Raw genomic sequence first — 17,272 nt, forward strand, 5'->3', positions numbered from 1 at the left:
AGGGATGAAGGCTCACGATAAGGGATTAGGATTTAACGCAGAGGCGCAGAGTAGCGAAGGATGAGGGATGAGGGATGAAGCGTAAGGCTTTGGAAAGAGAAACCTTCGCGATCTTCGCGTCCTTCGCGGTTATAGCCCTTCGTGTTCTTTGTGTCCTTCGTGGATTAAATGTTTAGTGCAGAGAGACGATTGGCGTTTGGCTAGCACAAGATTTTTGGTATTGGTAAGGATAGTTGGGATAGCACGATTCACCAATCCCCAACCCCCGACAACCGATCCCAATCTAGTTTGGTAATACATATGTCATTTACACCAGCCGATTTCAAATATACCAGTCGCAATGGCGAGCTTGGCCGCCAACTCTACCCGCACCAATTGCGTGATGATCGCTATTTGGCGGCGATTGAGTATGCGATTGGCTACTACGAGCAGATGCTTGGGCGGGCACGGCGCGAATTTGAAGCCGCCACCTTGCTGGAGTTTTTCGGCGATCCCAAGTTGGCGCGCGGCTTGGTGGCATGTTTAAGTCAAACTTACCGTTGGCATCAGCCCCAAATCGCCGAAGTGCTCGATCAAGCCACTTCCCAACAATTAGCTGAACGCGGCTTGCGTAATCCTGCTGATTTTCGGGCCTTGCTGTATGCGCACGCCAATCAAAGCACTGGCTTCATTCTCCCCAGCGAGCGTTGGCCTGCGATAAACCAACTGGCCAGCGAGGTTGGGCTAACCACCAGCCAATTTGAGCGCGTGCTCTACCTTGATGATGAGCAAGAAGCCTTGTTGGTACGCAGCGCCGAACGCCCCGAGCCAAGCGCGATTGTGGCGTTATATAATTTTCATTCGCTCGAAACGGGCTTGCGCAATTGCCGCTCGCTGCAATTACGGCTTGATGGCGATATTAATGCCTTGGCAGTTTCGGCACATAATTTGGCTCAGCGCTATAATCTGCGCTATGAATTAAGCGAGCCAGAAGATTGCATGGCCACCTTTGTGATGCTCACCTTGCATGGAGCCAAAGATGCGCTTGGCAATTGGACGCGCACTGGGCGGCGGATTGCGCGCTGCGCGTTGCGCTTGCTGGCAGCCCATCCCAACACCGCCAGCGAAGGCTTGATTCAGGTGCATATGCAGGGCAAAAATAGCCTAGTTAAGCTTGCGAAGCGCGAGTTGACCGTGCTTGGTGGCACAGCTCGCTATCAAGCTGATAGCAATGGCGATAGCTGGGAAACCACGCTCGAACAACAATTTAGCCAAGCCTGGAGCCGCTTCGTGAGCAAAGGCCAGAATGCAGGCTGGCGGATTCGCCGTGATCCAGTGCCATTTAGCTTGGCTCATCGTTTGTTAGTGCCCGATTTTATTGCCCAACGTGGCAGCGAGCGGATTCCGATCTTTGTGCCTGCCACCGAAGCCATGGCGGCGAGTTTGGCACAACGTTTGGTCGGCCAGCCCAAAGTTTTGGTTGTGGTGGCGAAAAGCTATCAAAGCCTGTTGCGCAATTGCCAAGTTGCCAAAGTGGTCTATCAAACTACGCCCGATATGCAGGCAGTTTTGGCGCAACTCGAACAGCTTGCCCCAGCCCAGCAGCCAGCCGATCGCTGGAGCCGTTTGGCAGTACGCTTCGATCAAGCGGGCTTTGTGGCCGAAGCCGAGCTTTTGGCAATTTTGGAGTGTCGCAATGCAGTAGAAATTGGCTTGGCGCTGCGTGGTTGGCGCGAAGGCACAGCCCAGTATGTGCCAAATCTTGGCCTATTTACACCACAAAAATTACGTGAATTGGGCAGTATGCTGGGCAAAGCCGCCTAAACAGTTCCCTCACCCCCCAAGCGCCCTCTCTCACTGGATGCGGGCGAGGGGGAGCAGTCATTGTTCACCGCAGAATTTGCGCAAGAACCACGATTATAAAGCCCCTCGCCCGCTCCGTGGGAGAGGGGTTGGGGTGAGGGGCTTTATAATCAATAAATCCCAATCTGTGATGAGGATTGTATGCTGGCGATTAAACCGTTTATCGGCCAACACTGTGAGACAACCACCAATGGCACGTTGCTGTATCAGCAAGGGATTGAGCTTTCAGAGCCGCTGCTATTTGGGCTTGGCGAAGGGCTTGGTTTTATTTTTTGGCATATGAAATCGATGCCAATGCCCTTCATCGGCGGGCGAGTCAAGCCCGATCAACTGACCGATAACCTCGTTAAACATCTCAACCTAAGCATTGAGCGCCAAGAAACCAGCTCGCCAAGCAAAGCATGGGCAATCGTCCAAGGCTGGCTTGATCAAGGCCAAGCGGTTGGCTTGAAGCTCGATTGTTTTTACCTCGAATATTTCAGCAATCCAATTCATTTTGCTGGCCACTACGCCGCAATCTATGGCTACGATCAGCACAACGCCTACTTGGTCGATACCCAACAACAAGGCAGTGAAGTTCAAACATCATTGGCAAGTTTGGCTCAAGCCCGCAATGCCAAAGGCTCGATGGCCTCGAAAAATCTGGCCTATACGCTCAAGCGCGGCGCTGAGTATGATTTGGCCCAAGCAGTGAGCCAAGCAATTCGCAATAATGCCCAAGCCTATCTCAACCCGCCAATTACCAATGTAAACTACAAAGGGATTCGCAAGGCCAGCGCTGCTTTGCAGTCGTGGTTTGAATCGTCGACTGATGTTGAGTACGATTTTTGTACTACAGCAATGCTGATGGAACGGGCTGGCACTGGCGGCTCGCTGTTTCGCAAACTCTACCGCGATTTTCTGGCCGAGGCGGCAATGATGATCGACTCCGATCAATTACGTCAAGCTGAATCCAGCTTCGGCACAATTGCCGCAAACTGGACGGAAGTAGCTCAATTACTTGATCAAGCAGGCAAACAGCACGAGCTAAAGCCAATTCAAGCGGCAAGCACGCTGATGAACCAAATTGCCGAGCAGGAATATCAAGCAATGCAGCAACTGGCTAGCCTCTAACAGCTTGCATAATCAGCCATGATCGGGCACAATCAGCGGGAGATTGTGCTGTTGCCTCGGAGTTGCTATGAAATATACTGCCACGATTGGGCTGGAAGTTCATGCCCAAATTCTTACCAAATCGAAAATGTTCAGCGGTTGTAACGCGGCCTATGCCAGCGCTCCCGCCAATAGCTGTATCGATGAAGTCAGCATTGGCCTACCTGGCACCTTGCCAGTCGTCAATCAGGAAGCGATTCGCAAAGCAGCCTTGCTTGGTTTAGCGCTCAATTGCGAAATTCCTGAGTATTGCGAGTTTTCGCGCAAATCGTATACCTACCCCGATTTGCCCAAAGCATGGCAAATTACGATGTACGATAAGCCAATTTGTATCAATGGTGAGCTAGAAATTACCCTTGGCAATGGCGAAACCAAACGTGTCGGCATCACCCGTGCCCACCTCGAAGAAGATACGGGGATGTTGCAACACGGCGATGAAACTCACTCGCTGGTTGATTACAATCGCTCTGGCGTGCCTTTGCTCGAAATTGTCAGCGAGCCAGATATGACCACGCCCGAAGAAGCCCGTTTGTACGCGATCAAATTGCGCCAAATTTTGGTCTTTTTGGGGGTCAACAGCGGCAACCTCGAAGAAGGAGCCTTGCGGGTCGATGCCAATGTTTCAATTCGCCCAGAAGGCCAAAAAGAATTGGGTACCAAGGTCGAGATCAAAAACATGAACTCGTTCCGCAACCTTGAGCGCGCCTTGGTCTATGAATTGGAACGTCAAGAGAAAATCGCCCGCGAAGGTGGCACGATTGTGCAAGAAACCCGTGGTTGGGACGATGCAGCAGGCATCACGCTTAGCCAACGCTCCAAAGAGCACGCCCACGACTATCGCTACTTCCCAGAGCCAGATTTGCCGCCGCTGGAGTTGAGCCGCGAGTGGGTTGCTGAGCGCCGCGCCGAGTTGCCCGAATTGCCCGATGCCAAATTTGCCCGCTACATCAGAGAGTTTGGCTTGTCGAAGCAAGATGCAGCCTTGTTGAGCGGCGAACGCGAAACCGCCGATTATTTCGAAACCATCGTGGCCACTGCTGGCGCAAGCAATGCCAAGCCCGTCGCCAACTGGATTACCGGCGAGTTGTTCCGTTTGATCAAAGATGGCGCAGAAACCCTCGCCGAAGTTGCCAAACGGGTCACGCCAGCCAACCTCACCAGCTTGATTCAGGTTGTAGCCAAGGGTGAAATTGGCAGCACGGTTGCCAAACAAGTTTTCGAGGAAATGTACCGCTCTGGCGAGTCTCCAGTCGAAATCATCAACGCCAAAGGCTTGCGCCAAATTAGCGATAGCAGCGTGTTGAGCCAAGCTGCCCGCGATGCGATTGCCGCCAATCCCAAGGTCGTTGCCGATTACAAGAGCGGCAAATTGCCAGCGATTAAGTTCTTGGTCGGCCAAGTGATGCGCGCAACCAAAGGCCAAGCCAATCCCCAAGTGGTCGAGGAAGCGCTCAAAACTGAGCTTGATGCACTAAACTAAGTTTGGTTAAATAATCAAGGGCGGCGTACATGATCAAATCTCATGTACGCCGCCCTTGTGTTTTTTCAATTAGCGTTGTTCAACCCAAACCACACAGCTAAATCCAGGCACGCTGATGCTGCCATGGCTGCGATCAAAGCTCGCTTGCTCCAACACGGGATCATAGCCATTGACCAACAGCGGGTGTAACTGCAAATCGTAATGGCCAAAACTGGCATCGCTGTAGCTCAACGGCTGGTGCGAGCCATTAAAGGCCACCACAATTCGGCAGAATGGCGAATCGCTTGGCTTGCCAACCTCATCATCAAGCACCATTACCACCAAGCCAACCACTTGCTCCGGCCCAGTGTTGAGAAACCAGAGTTTTTGTTTGATTAGCTCAGCACTGCTTAGGCGAAATAGCTCCGAGCTACGCCGAATTTGCAGCATAGTTTGAAAATGCGCATAACTAAACGCCATATCCTCTGGTGTTGGTTTAAGCGCAGGGTCGGCCAACAACGGAGCGACGGTTGACCAATGTTCGTGGTTATCCGCCGAGGGCGGCAAGCCCGAACCCCAAGTATTTTGCTGGCCTGTCCAATCGATCCGGTTAAACCAATCGCTAGAATTGTAGCTATTGCGATCCATCGATTTCGAGCGTAACAGCTCGTCGCCAGCGTGGAAAAATGGAATGCCTTGGGCCAAAGCAACCAAGCTCAAAGCCAAATTGTGCATGCGCACGCGCTCGGCCATTGGCGTTTCGATTGGTGCTTTAACTTGCACACCATCAAACAGGGTTTCGTTATCGTGCGCCGAAACATAGGCAATATGATCATCTGGGCGCAACCCATAGGCTGCTGGCTTGCCATTAACATACAAATGGCCGCCAAGGGTTTGTTGGCCTTCGCAACTGAGAATTGGATAATCGGCTAAGTTGCCAGCCAAACTCAAGCGCACTACATCGCTGATGACTGCAACCTGATAATTGCGCTCGACCAAGGCCCGCTGTTCAAAGTGATTGGGCCGATCAAGCAAGCCCGTTGCAAAGCCTTGCACTTGGAAGCCAACAAATGGCCCGCCACCGCGCGCCGCGTCGCGCAAACGGTCGCTAAACGTACCAATACCCGTGCCAGCCAGCGCATGTTGGGTCGCGTTCTCGCCACGCGCACCATCGGCAACCTCGCCAAAATTCCAGCCCTCGCCATACAAATAGATCGCTTTACCATCAACGCCATGCTCAGCGAGGGTCAAGCCATCAAGCATTTCGCGAATCGCCAACATATTCCGTTTGAGATGATGGCCCATCAAATCGAAGCGAAAGCCATCAATTTTATACTCAACCGCCCACGTACGCAGCGAATCGAGCATCAATTTTTCCATCATATGATGTTCGCTGGCGGTGTTGGCGCAGCAGGTGCTGTTGCAGACATTGCCATCAGCATCCAAACGATGGTAATAGCCTGGCACAACCCGATCGAGCACGGCGCAACTGGCTTGGCCGCTCGAATGGGTGTGATTGTAGACCACATCCATCACCACCCGCAGCCCAAGTTGATTCAGCGCCTGCACCATCTCGCGAAACTCAAGAATTCTGGTTGATCCATCAGGATCGGTGCTATACGAACCTTCGGGCGTGGTGTAGTGGCGCGGGTCATAGCCCCAGTTGAAGCCATCACGGTCGCGAATTGGAAAAAGATAGGCTTGCTGCTCAGGCGAATCGGCGGGCAAACTAGCCAAATATTCAAAATCGATTCGCTTGCGATCTGGCCGATGCTCCTCAATTGTGGCAATATCGAACACTGGCAACAAATGTACATGGCTCAGCCCAGCCTTGGCTAGCCGCTGAAGATGCTGCATGCCGTTCGATTCCAATTGAGTGAAGGCTTTGTAGGTGCCACGTAATTCTGCTGGCACGCTGTGGTCGGTAATCGAAAAATCGCGCACATGCAACTCGTAGAGCACAATATCGGTTGGCTTGGCTAAGCTAGGCTTGGCTATTTTGCTCCAGCCTTTGGGCTTCAAGCGCTGGCTTTGCAAATCGACAATCTGCGAGTGTTGGCTGTTGGTCGATAAGCTCAGCGAATAAGGATCGGTCACGCTATTGCGCTCGAATTGGCCAGTGCTAGGCACAAAAACATCAATCTCATAACGATAAAATAGATCTTCCCAACTTGGTTCGCCAACGATGCTCCAAACCCCAGAGCGTTCATCGAACTGCATTGGCTGGCGCTGCGGTTCAGTGGTTTTGGTCGAATCTGCATATAGCAACAGTTCGACATTGCGCGCGGTTGGTGCCCACAAGCGCAAAATTGGCTGTTTCTGCGCATCAAAGCTCACGCCAAGCTCGCCAGTGTAATGATACAAATCATCAAGCACCCCGGGAATTTGCAAGGCCGTTGCATCGATCAAGCTCTGATCGTCGCTGTGATAGGCTTGGACTGCGACTTGGCCGCGCAGGATTTTCGTAACCAAGCCATGGTGCTCAGCGGCCAGCCGAAAAACCGGCAAGCCCTGCAAATGCGGAAACGCCGCCACCAAATCGGCATCGAGGCCTTGCAAATGGCGTTCGAGCGGCAAAACCTGACCATGCTGAATGCCTTTGGCGGTAAGTTCCAACGAACCATCAAGCGAATAATGCAACTCATAGCGAGCATTGGGGAGCGCATGAATATTCCATACAATCGTATCGCGACGCACCCAATACGCCCGCAGCCGATCAAGCTGCCCGACGCTGGGCTGCTCTTCAACAACAGATTGATCTAACATCTTAAACTATCCCCCATAAACTGGGAAAACTCGTATGTATAGCACATTATATGCAACAAATTGCTAAATCGGCCTAATCGTTCCAACGAGTTTGCCACTGGCCATCGGGCATGAATACCCGCCCACGGCCTTCTTCATCCCAAACGATCAACTGACGCTCGTGAAAAATAATTGTTGCGCGGGTGCGGGCCACTTTTTCATCGGTGGTATTTTCGTTCAAGCCCCAAGCGGTATAAATTTGGCCGTTGATGCGGCTAACCGCTCGCGCATCGCGAAAACCCAAGCGATGGGCAATTTGATCGTTGGTGAAGCCATGGGCCACCAAGGTCATTACCTCGCGCTCGGCAGGCTCCAGCAAATCGAGCGCTGATTGTTCATCAAGGTGGCGAACTTCTTGCACACGGCTAGCAATATCGGGGTCAATAAAGGCGCGGCCTTGAAAAGCATCGCGCAGCAGCGGAGAAACCATCGCTGGTAGGAGATAGTTGCTTTTGCGCACATAGGCATAGTGGCTTAAAATTCCCGAACGCTGGAAATCGCGATAATACGCATCATCATCTTGGATCGAATAGAACACAACTGGAATCCGCGGGTGTTCGCGGCGAATAATGACTGCTGCTTGAATGCCATTTAATTCGCCAGCCAAGGCCACATCCATCAAAATTGCTTGCGGAATATGCTGAGCACACCATTCAATTGCGTCTTCGCCGCTACCAGCCTCGCCAATCACGCTAATTTCTTTGGTAGCATGTAAACCAGCGACCATCGCCGCCCGCAAGGTCGGGTGATCTTCAACCACAAGGGTTTGGATTGTCTGCATCGGATAATCCTTAGCCAATTATCATCAAATATATGTCCAACCTTAATCTTTGTGTCAAGCAATTAAGTGCAAAAGCATGTTAATGTTTTAATTATTGGGGCAAGGGGCCAGGGTTTAGGATTCAGAGGCCAGAAGATAATCGCGTTAAGAATCATGTTAGTTACTCATAAATCTTCTTGCTAATTCCAGACCCCTTGCCCCTAGTCCCTGATCCCTCGCCACCATCCCATACAAGGAACCACCCGATGAAACGCTGGTCTTTGATTATTGGCACCTTGTTCGTCGTTGGCTGTAGCGATGCTGCTATACTTGTTGAAGCGCCCAAACCTGCTGCGGTGCAGCAAATTGCGATTGCTACCACGGCTCCCACCCAGGTTGTGCCAACGGCTACGCCAGCGCCCAGCGCTACGCCAGCCCCGCCAACCCAAACCCCAGTGCCAGAACCGCCACGGGTCGGGATTCAAGTGGGCCATTGGCAAACCGAAGATCTCCCCGAAGATCTGGCCAAATTCCGCACATCAACTGGAGCGTTTGTTAATGGCATCTCCGAGGTTGAGGTCAATTTGCCCGTTGCCGAGCAAGTCAAAGCCTTACTCGAAGCCGAGGGGATTACGGTTGATCTGCTGCCTGCAACCGTGCCAGTTGCCTACAAAGCCGATGCCTTTATCACGATTCATGCCGATGGCTCAACCAGCAGCAACAGTCGTGGGTTTAAGATGGCAACGCCATGGCGGGCCTCAGAAGCCAGTTTATTGTTGCTCGATAGCTTGATCGCTGAATATGCAGCGGGCACAGATATGCCCCAAGATTCAGCAATCACGGCCAATATGCGCGGCTACTATGCCTTCAGTTGGCGACGACACCGCAACGCGATTGCCCCAACCACCCCAGCAGTCATCGTCGAGATGGGCTTTTTGACCAACCCAACCGATCGGGCGTTTATGCTCAACCAATCAGATGTGGTGGCTCAGAGCATTGCCAATGGCGTGTTGCGCTATCTCGCAGCCCACGACCGCAACGATCTTGAAGCCTTAAAAGTGATTGAGTATGCGATTCAGCGCCCAAAAACTGATGCTGTGCAGGTGCATTCAGCGCCTGATAGTGGAGCACGGGTGTTGTATACGATGGAAGCTGATCAGCGCTTTATGCCATTTCGCCAGCGCGATGGTTGGTACGAGGGTTTTGTACGCGGCAGTTCAAATGTTGTAGGTTGGGTGCCGGTCAGCGATATGCAAGGCACAAGCGACCAACTGCCACCACCAACCGATCGCTAGCAACAATCCCTCACCCCCCAACCCCCTCTCCCACGAAAACGCGGGCGAGGGGGAGCCGACCATTTTTCGCCAAGGAATTGCGCTAGAACCACCATAATTAAAAGCCCCTCTCCCGCTGGGCGGGAGAGGGGTTGGGGTGAGGGATTTCTCCATTTAGCTTGCTTGATTGGTATCGGTCAAACAAAGCAACGTCCAGCGGCGCTGGCCATGATTGAAGGTGGCAAAGCTGCGATCCCATGGGTTGGCATTGAACCACGGTGCCCATGCGCCTTCAATCCGACAAACCGTGGTTGTGGTAATTTCGCCGCCAAGCATGGCCTCAACACAAACTTTGCTCATCGTCCGGGCATCGCCATCGCTAAATGGCGAGCTGGTGAAGGCTCCGCCGCTGACCAAGGCGTGGGTCAAGGCACCCTCATATTCATAGCCACTATAAAAGGTTAGCGGCAGCGCGCTAGGAACATCGGTGGGCAATCCCAATTCGGGCAATTCGCGATTCAGCGTGGGATGGCTGAGAAACCGATAGATCTGGAGGCTGACATCGCTGGGGTTGCTGGCAAATACTGCATCATAGGCTGAAGCATCGCTTGGCCGCACACTGCGAAAAATCACACCCCCATTCAGATACATACCACGCAAGGCTTGCAAAACAAGCGTAATCCGTGGATCGGTTACTGGTTCAACCACAAGATCAATGGTATGCAACATGGCAAAACTCCCGATATTGCCACAAACTGGCTGTAGCAAGCTTGATTTGTCAACGATTAGCGTGGTTGAAGCACTGCCCGCGCCGGAGCGCCATCGCTACCCAAAATTTTCAAGGGCAAACAAATCAGATTGTATGGGCCTGGCTCGACATCATTGAGGTTGATGCCCTCTAAGATGCCAACCCGCCCGCCAAGCAAAATGCAGTGGGTTGGATTACCAGATTCAGCTTCGAATGGCTCGATTGAAAGATAATCAATCGCAATCAAGCACAAATCGCGTTCAATCACCCAGCGCGCAGCACTGCTATCGAGCGCCCGAAATTCGCGGTGAAAGCGCAATGGCTCTTCTTGCCAGAAGGCCGAATTGCTGGTTTTGAGTAACAAGCGGCTGCAATCGCTGGGCACATTGGCGGCGGCTAATTCCTCGCCAGTAATTGGGCCAGTGCCGGTTAATTCCACCACATAACAATCACCAATAAAGCGATCAAGCTCCAAGCTTTCAACTGCCAAATCGTTGTTGATAAAGTGTAGCGGAGCATCAACGTGGGTTCCGATATGAACCCCAGTGTTGAGCCGTGTTACATTACAAATATCGCCTTTGTTCATATCGGCGGCGCGTTTTTGTTCAATTGGCGGGTCGCCTTCCCACACTGGCAAGGCTGGTGAAATTGGCACGCTAATATCGATCAAATTTGCCATGATTGGCTCCTTTAACAGCGAGGTATTCGCCATACCTCTACGCTAACTAGTGTCTATTGTCTCACAAAATGCGACTAAAACAGCAGGCAGCCAGCAGGTTTTGACCCACTGGCTGCAAGCAACATGCGAAACTTAATCTTGCAAGGCCCGCACGCCTAAGCCACCTTCGCGTAAGGCTTGAATCGCATCGGCGACCGCCGCCGCACTGGCCACGGTAGTGATCGAAATCACACCTTGGCGCAAGGCAGTTTGGCGAATCGCTTGTTCATCAAACAGTGAAGCGCGGCCTAGCGGCGTATTCACAATAATATCAACTTGGCCGTTGATAATATAGTCGGCAGCGTTGGGTCGGCCTTCGTTAACTTTATAAATGCTTTCAACTTTGAGGCCCTGTTCACGCAGATATTGGGCCGTGCCAGCGGTTGCAATCACGTTGAAGCCAAGCTCGCTATATTGCTTGGCAACCGGAACTAACGCTGGTTTATCGTGGTCGTTGACGCTGACAAAAATCGCGCCGCTAGTTGGCAAGCTACGGCCACAGCCCGCTTGGGCCTTGGCAAACGCGGCCCCAAAACTATCGCCACTGCCCATGGCCTCGCCAGTTGAGCGCATTTCTGGGCCTAAAGCAATTGTTGCGCCAGGGAAGCGCCGCCAAGGCAACACAACTTCTTTGACGTGGAAGCCGCGCAACTCAGGCGCACTGCTGATGCCTTGTTGCTTGAGCGTCACGCCAGCCATCACTTTGGCAGCCAACGCGGCCCAGGCCACACCACTGGCTTTGGCAACATAGGGAATTGAGCGCGAAGCTCGTGGATTGACTTCGAGCACGTAAATCTCGTCATTTTTGACCGCAAATTGCACGTTCATCAAGCCAACCACGCCCAAGGCACGAGCCAGTTTATCGGTTGCAAGTTTGAGTTGCTCAACAACTTCGGGCTTGATGCCGACGGTTGGCATTACACAGGCCGAATCGCCGGAGTGGATGCCAGCGCGTTCGATTTGCTCCATCATACCTGCAATCACCACCGTTTCGCCATCGGCAACTGCATCAACATCAAGCTCGGTCGCATCTTCAAGAAAGCGGTCGAGCAACACAGGGTGCTCTGGCGAGGCCTCGGTGATATGGCGCAGGTAATCGTCAAGCCCAGCTTGATCGTGGATAATCGCCATGCCTTGGCCGCCAAGCACATACGATGGCCGTACCATAGTTGGGTAGCCGATGCGCTCAGCGATGGCTCGCGCTTCATCCCACGAGGTTGCCGAGCCATAGGGCGTTGCTCGCAAGCCACATTCAGCCAGCACTGCGCCAAATTGGCCGCGATCTTCGGCGCGATCGATTGCTGCTGGCGAGGTTCCCCACAATGGCACGCCTGCCGCTTCCAAGCCTTTGGCTAATTTGAGTGGGGTTTGGCCACCAAACTGCAACAGCACGCCCGCTGGCTGCTCGACATCGACAATATTCAGCACATCTTCTAAGGTCAATGGCTCGAAATACAGCCGATCAGCGGTGTCATAGTCGGTTGAAACAGTTTCAGGGTTGCAGTTGACCATGATCGTTTCATAGCCAAGCTCGCGCAGCGCAAACACTGCGTGGCAACAGCAATAATCAAATTCTAGCCCTTGGCCGATGCGATTTGGCCCGCCACCCAAGATCATCACTTTGCGCCGATCGCTGGGATTGGCTTCGCTCTCGGTTTCATACGATGAATAAAGGTATGGCGTTTGCGCTGGAAATTCCGCCGCGCAGGTATCAACATGATGATAGGTTGGCGTGATGCCATGGCCAAGCCGTTGTTGGCGCACCTCGGCGGCGTTGGCATTCAGCAAATAGGCCAATTGCGGGTCGCTGTAGCCGTTGCGTTTGGCTTGCAGCAATAATTCGGCAGGAATCGTGGCCAAATCATATTGGCGCAGCTCTTTTTCGAGCGCAATCAAACTAGCCAATTGATCAAGGAACCAATAATCGATTTTGGTCAATTCGTGAATCTGATCAACCGTCCAGCCAAGGTCAAAGGCGGTACGCATGGCGAAAATTCGTTGCGGCGTTGGCGTAATCAAAAGCTCGCGCAAACGCTCTTGGGGAACAGGTTGGCTGCCATCAGAGCCCCAACCCATGCGGCCATTTTCCAGCGAGCGTAGGGCTTTTTGCAAGGCTTCGGTAAAAGTACGGCCCATCGCCATGGCTTCGCCAACTGATTTCATAGCTGTGCCAAGCACTGGCTGCGAGCCAGGAAATTTCTCGAAGTTCCAGCGCGGAATTTTGACCACCACATAATCGAGGGCAGGCTCGAATGAGGCTGGAGTTGATTTGGTGATGTCGTTGGGCAATTCGGGCAGCGTATAGCCAACCGCCAATTTAGCGGCAATTTTGGCAATCGGGAAGCCCGTGGCTTTGGATGCCAGCGCCGATGAACGCGAAACCCGTGGATTCATCTCAATCACGATCACCCGCCCATCGTGGGGATTGATTGCGAATTGGACATTCGATCCGCCAGTTGCCACGCCCACAACGTCCATCACCGCCAAGCCCATATCGCGCAAGCGTTGATATTCGCGGTCGGAGAGCGTCATGGCAGGCGCAACGGTAATTGAATCGCCAGTGTGCACACCCATCGGGTCGAAGTTTTCAATCGAACAAACGACAACCCCATTGCCAGCGCTGTCGCGCATCAACTCAAGCTCATATTCCTTCCAGCCCAGCAAACTTTCTTCGATCAGCAATTCGCCGATTGGTGAAAGTTTCAAGCCCTCTTCAACGATGCGTCGAAAATCTTCTGCGTTGTAGGCGATGCCGCCGCCAGCGCCGCCAAGGGTAAACGAAGGCCTAATAATCGAGGGAAAGCCCGTTGCTTTGACCAATTCGAGCGCTTCTTCGAGTGAGCGCGCGATGCCAGAACGCGCCGATTGCAAGCCAATCCGATCCATGGCCTGCTTGAACAACTCGCGATCTTCGGCGGTGGCAATCGCATCGACATTTGCGCCGAGCATTTGCACATTGTATTGCTCCAATACGCCAGCGCGGTGCAAATCCATGGCCAAATTGAGCGCAGTTTGGCCGCCGACCGTTGGCAACAAAGCATCGGGGCGTTCGCGGGCAATAATTTCGCTAACTGTTGGCACATCCAACGGCTCAATATAGGTACGATCAGCCAACGAAGGATCAGTCATAATCGTGGCTGGGTTCGAATTGACTAAAATAATGCGGTAGCCCTCTTCGCGCAGGGCTTTGATTGCCTGAGTCCCGCTATAATCAAACTCACATGCTTGCCCGATCACGATTGGGCCTGCGCCAAGCACCAGAATCGAGTGAATGTCGCTGCGTTTTGGCATCGGTTTCTCCATAGTGGGGGATGTACGCCCGCAAGGCACGCCGTTGGCTTGCCGCGCCCCATCCTAGCCAAGTTCGTGTGTCGGGCTAGCATTATACGATGAAATCGCATGCGATAATTCAATTGGCCGTTGTGCCCTCACCCCCCAACCCCCTCTCCCACTGCACGCGGGCGAGGGGGAGCACCCGTTTTTACTGACGAAGTGCTGAAGAACCATGCAGTTAAAGCCCCTCTCCCGCTGGGCGGGAGAGGGGTTGGGGTGAGGGGATCTCCTCTCGCTGAGCGGGCGAGGGGTTGGGCTGAGGCGACATCAAAACTTTAAGGCTGTTGAATGACTAAGGCATCGAGCGAGGTGGCTTGCGCACTAGGTGGGAATTCACCAGTGTTGCCAGCCCAGTCACGTGCACGCGCTCGAAAACCGTAGGTAGTGTTTTCGGCATCAGCAGCGTTCACATCGATAATAAAGGTATCTTGTAATTCGGTCGTAGTTACCAGCCAATCGACCCATTCGCCGCCGTTGCGTTGCACTTGAACATCGAAACTCGCCACGCCGGTGCTATCGTCTTGGCCGTTCCAATGCACTTCGTAGCGGCCCGCGCCAAGATCTTTAACATCGATGATGGTGGCGTTGGGTGCAGTGTTGTCGGAGCGTGGCAACCAAGCCATCGCATCGTAACGCACGCTTAATCCCTCTTCGCCAGTCACATCGTCGAGCAAAATTTCGTTGCCACCCTTGAAGTAATACACGCCCAGCGAATACCATTTATTCTGATTGGCCTCTTGATCGACGCGCACTTTGGTATTGCTGCCGTCGTGGGCAATCACATAGGTGGCATTCTTGGTTGCTGGCTCACCACAAGCAGGAATATAGGCCATCACCTCGTAGAAACCAGGGTTGGTAATTGGCGCTTTCCACACCCCAAGGTTATCAACTTGGCTTTGATTAGCGACGCTCTTGGTCCAGCGGTGGGCACCGTTGAAGCCACAGCGCGCATCAAACCACACACCTTGCATTTCGCGGAAGCTATTGTCGCGATTATCGACCAACAGCGAGCCAGCTGGTGGCAAGGTCACGGGCAATGGCGTGGCGGTAACATTCGGGGTTGGCGTTGCCGCAGGGCTGCTAGCCCCAGGATCGTAGCCTTCCCACAAGAAGGTTACTTCGACCCAAGCATTATCGGGAATCCCCAAATCCCAAAATGTGCCGTCGGCAATGTCGATACCGTTGGGCAAGTTTGGGCGGCGGCCACGTTCGTCACGTCCGCCATTGTAGCCATCGTAATAGGCTGCTTGGGCTTCGGGCAAGCCACGCGGCAAATCCTTCCACGATTGACGATTGGTTGACCAATAATCATCGCGGGTGTTCCACGGCCCCACATCCCACACTGGCACAACTTTGGAGCGACCTTTGTAGGTTACCCGCACTTGATATTCATAGCCGCGATACGATGAGAGTGAGCGCCACGAAGGCAAGGCCACAAACTGATCGTATGGGCGAATAATATGGCCGTTGGCGGTGCGATGGCCAACCAAGCCCTCGCGGGTCGCATAAATCCGATAGGTTGGCGCTGGTGATTCGGCCATAATTGCCGCGCCATCCGACCATTCGGCAACCATGGTGACTGAGCGCGCGCGTGGTGATTCACCATTGGCCAATAGCCACATGCGATATTGAATCACGCTGGTTGGGCGTTCGAGTGCCACCCGACCACCGCGTGGAGCCTCTTGCCACATTTGCCACGTGCCACTGGGATTTTTGCCGCGCACATCAAAACGCACAGCGCCACCAGTGGTCAGCGTTGTATCGGTATCAATCACAACCGCAGCAACGACTTCTTCAAATTGATGCTCGGAAGAAAGATAACTTCCTGCTTGAGGAAAATCACCAACGAATGCAGGAGCGGGAGGAGCGTTGGGAGCGAGGGTGATAGTGCCACTGCCGACCAACCCATCAAAGCTGCCAGCCGTTAAATCATCAACCCAAACTTGCTCTGGACCAGCATTAATCGTCAATACTGGCATAATCAAGAGGGCAATGGCGACGGCGGCGAGCAAATAACGCCGCATAATCGACAACCTCCTACGAGTGTGCGTTCCGCCCACGAACCACAACAAGGCAATACACGGCCATCAACAACAGGGTTTCTCTGCGTTCATGGCAACAAACATCTCAACAGGGAGATGGGGCTTGGAGGCCAATCATAGCGGGTCGATCCCTTAAAGTCAATAATAATTTTCAGCTAATTATCAGCTAGTTCTCAGTTTGGCTGCTTTTTTGACCACATATATGCTAAAAATTGAACATCTATAAAGGAGCAAAACCCATGATGCCGTTAGCAACCTGGATCGATCATTTGGTCATAACCGCGCCCACGCTCGCGGTTGGCGTAACCTATGTTGAGGATTTGCTCGGTGTGCCGATGCAAGCTGGCGGCCAACATCACGCCATGGCAACCCATAATCGTTTGCTTAACCTTGGCAATTGCTACCTCGAAGTGATCGCGCCCGACCCAAGCTTGCCTGCCCCTAAGCGCCCGCGTTGGTTTGAATTGGATGCGTTGCAACCAAACAGTGCTCCGCGCTTGGCAGCCTGGGTGGCGCGTACGATCCTCATTCAGCCTGCCAGCGAGTCGCTTCAGCATCAATTTGGCAGCGTCACGCCGATGAGTCGCGGCGATCTGCATTGGCAAATCACAATTCCCGCCGATGGTAGTTTGCCCTTTGCTGGCGTTGGGCCAATGCTGATCGAATGGCCCCAAGGTCAACATCCAATCCAACGTTTAACTGATCAAGGGTGTCGTTTGTTGAATTTTGAATTGCAGCACCCTCACGCACGCCAAATCGAAACCATGCTGAGCCAAATTGGAATGAAAGATCAGATTAAGTGGCACACGGCAGCCACGCCACAGCTAAGCGCCACCATTGAAACCCCAAGCGGAATTAAGAGCATAGAACTTAGAACCTTTGAAAGGATGAAGGATGAAGGATGAGGGATGAAGCCCAAATCAAAGAGCAAAAGCAGAAGTCAAAATGTAAGCAGAACATAGAACATAGAACATAGGGTTAAGGATTCAGAGGCTAGGGGTCAGAGACGAGGCTCTAGATTATGGGCTATCGGATAATTGTTCGTGGAATTCGTGGCGAAAAACTTAACTTCGCGCTCTTCGCGTGCTTTGCGGTTTCCGTCCTTCGTGCGCTTCGTGTCCTTCGTGGATCAAATAACG

11 protein-coding genes are annotated in these 17,272 nt (G+C 52.9%); 5 read left to right on the forward strand and 6 right to left on the reverse strand.

Going from position 1 to position 17,272, the window contains the following annotated elements; all coding sequences use genetic code 11:
- The first annotated feature begins 300 nt into the window (after positions 1–300).
- The 3 genes from ACFMKP_RS12320 (at position 301) to gatB (ending at position 4,474) form a co-directional block, all read left to right on the forward strand.
- A complete protein-coding gene (locus ACFMKP_RS12320; protein WP_382292211.1) occupies positions 301–1,803 on the forward strand; it encodes a DUF790 family protein in 1,503 nt (500 codons plus the stop codon).
- Between the two features lie 180 nt (positions 1,804–1,983).
- Positions 1,984–2,955, forward strand: a complete 972-nt coding sequence (locus ACFMKP_RS12325) for a BtrH N-terminal domain-containing protein (RefSeq protein WP_382292213.1) — start codon at positions 1,984–1,986, stop codon at positions 2,953–2,955.
- Between the two features lie 67 nt (positions 2,956–3,022).
- Positions 3,023–4,474, forward strand: coding sequence for an Asp-tRNA(Asn)/Glu-tRNA(Gln) amidotransferase subunit GatB (gatB, locus tag ACFMKP_RS12330; protein WP_382292215.1), 1,452 nt, complete (start codon positions 3,023–3,025; stop codon positions 4,472–4,474).
- Between the two features lie 69 nt (positions 4,475–4,543).
- Here gatB and pulA read toward each other — a convergent pair whose 3' ends face one another.
- Entirely contained in the window at positions 4,544–7,219 is a 2,676-nt protein-coding gene (pulA, locus tag ACFMKP_RS12335) for a pullulanase-type alpha-1,6-glucosidase (RefSeq protein ID WP_382292217.1), read from the reverse strand.
- Positions 7,220–7,292: 73 nt separating this feature from the next.
- Positions 7,293–8,039 carry a response regulator gene (locus ACFMKP_RS12340; RefSeq protein ID WP_382292219.1) on the reverse strand — a complete coding sequence of 249 codons (747 nt, stop codon included), beginning with the start codon at positions 8,037–8,039 and terminating at the stop codon, positions 7,293–7,295.
- Positions 8,040–8,284: 245 nt separating this feature from the next.
- Between ACFMKP_RS12340 and ACFMKP_RS12345 the strand changes: the two genes are divergently transcribed.
- Positions 8,285–9,313: an N-acetylmuramoyl-L-alanine amidase gene (locus tag ACFMKP_RS12345; protein WP_382292221.1), complete on the forward strand. Its 1,029-nt coding sequence runs from the start codon at positions 8,285–8,287 to the stop codon at positions 9,311–9,313.
- A gap of 153 nt (positions 9,314–9,466) precedes the next feature.
- Here the strand turns inward: ACFMKP_RS12345 and ACFMKP_RS12350 are convergent, their stop codons facing one another.
- The 4 genes from ACFMKP_RS12350 to ACFMKP_RS12365 form a co-directional block, all read right to left on the reverse strand.
- The gene (locus tag ACFMKP_RS12350) at positions 9,467–10,021 is read right to left on the reverse strand and encodes a hypothetical protein (RefSeq protein ID WP_382292223.1); all 555 of its coding nucleotides are present in this window, start codon (positions 10,019–10,021) and stop codon (positions 9,467–9,469) included.
- Between the two features lie 56 nt (positions 10,022–10,077).
- Complete coding sequence (locus tag ACFMKP_RS12355; RefSeq protein ID WP_382292225.1) at positions 10,078–10,719, reverse strand: cyclase family protein; 642 nt, start codon at positions 10,717–10,719, stop codon at positions 10,078–10,080.
- A gap of 132 nt (positions 10,720–10,851) precedes the next feature.
- Positions 10,852–14,049 carry a carbamoyl-phosphate synthase large subunit gene (gene carB / locus ACFMKP_RS12360; RefSeq protein ID WP_382292227.1) on the reverse strand — a complete coding sequence of 1,066 codons (3,198 nt, stop codon included), beginning with the start codon at positions 14,047–14,049 and terminating at the stop codon, positions 10,852–10,854.
- Between the two features lie 317 nt (positions 14,050–14,366).
- Positions 14,367–16,115 (reverse strand): hypothetical protein, encoded by a 1,749-nt coding sequence (locus ACFMKP_RS12365; protein ID WP_382292229.1) that lies wholly within the window; start codon positions 16,113–16,115, stop codon positions 14,367–14,369.
- 257 nt (positions 16,116–16,372) lie between these two features.
- Here ACFMKP_RS12365 and ACFMKP_RS12370 point away from each other — a divergent pair, with 257 nt between their 5' ends.
- Entirely contained in the window at positions 16,373–17,038 is a 666-nt protein-coding gene (locus tag ACFMKP_RS12370) for a VOC family protein (RefSeq protein ID WP_382292231.1), read from the forward strand.
- Positions 17,039–17,272: the final 234 nt, after the last annotated feature.

This window comes from Herpetosiphon sp. NSE202 (assembly GCF_042688385.1).
Lineage (GTDB): Bacteria > Chloroflexota > Chloroflexia > Chloroflexales > Herpetosiphonaceae > Herpetosiphon.

Bases quoted from the DNA above. Each gene is read 5' to 3' on its own strand.
- ACFMKP_RS12320 (WP_382292211.1), top strand. From the start codon at position 301: ATGTCATTTACACCAGCCGATTTCAAATATACCAGTCGCAATGGCGAG.
- ACFMKP_RS12325 (WP_382292213.1), top strand. From the start codon at position 1,984: ATGCTGGCGATTAAACCGTTTATCGGCCAACACTGTGAGACAACCACC.
- gatB (WP_382292215.1), top strand. From the start codon at position 3,023: ATGAAATATACTGCCACGATTGGGCTGGAAGTTCATGCCCAAATTCTT.
- pulA (WP_382292217.1), bottom strand. From the start codon at position 7,219: ATGTTAGATCAATCTGTTGTTGAAGAGCAGCCCAGCGTCGGGCAGCTT.
- ACFMKP_RS12340 (WP_382292219.1), bottom strand. From the start codon at position 8,039: ATGCAGACAATCCAAACCCTTGTGGTTGAAGATCACCCGACCTTGCGG.
- ACFMKP_RS12345 (WP_382292221.1), top strand. From the start codon at position 8,285: ATGAAACGCTGGTCTTTGATTATTGGCACCTTGTTCGTCGTTGGCTGT.
- ACFMKP_RS12350 (WP_382292223.1), bottom strand. From the start codon at position 10,021: ATGTTGCATACCATTGATCTTGTGGTTGAACCAGTAACCGATCCACGG.
- ACFMKP_RS12355 (WP_382292225.1), bottom strand. From the start codon at position 10,719: ATGGCAAATTTGATCGATATTAGCGTGCCAATTTCACCAGCCTTGCCA.
- carB (WP_382292227.1), bottom strand. From the start codon at position 14,049: ATGCCAAAACGCAGCGACATTCACTCGATTCTGGTGCTTGGCGCAGGC.
- ACFMKP_RS12365 (WP_382292229.1), bottom strand. From the start codon at position 16,115: ATGCGGCGTTATTTGCTCGCCGCCGTCGCCATTGCCCTCTTGATTATG.
- ACFMKP_RS12370 (WP_382292231.1), top strand. From the start codon at position 16,373: ATGATGCCGTTAGCAACCTGGATCGATCATTTGGTCATAACCGCGCCC.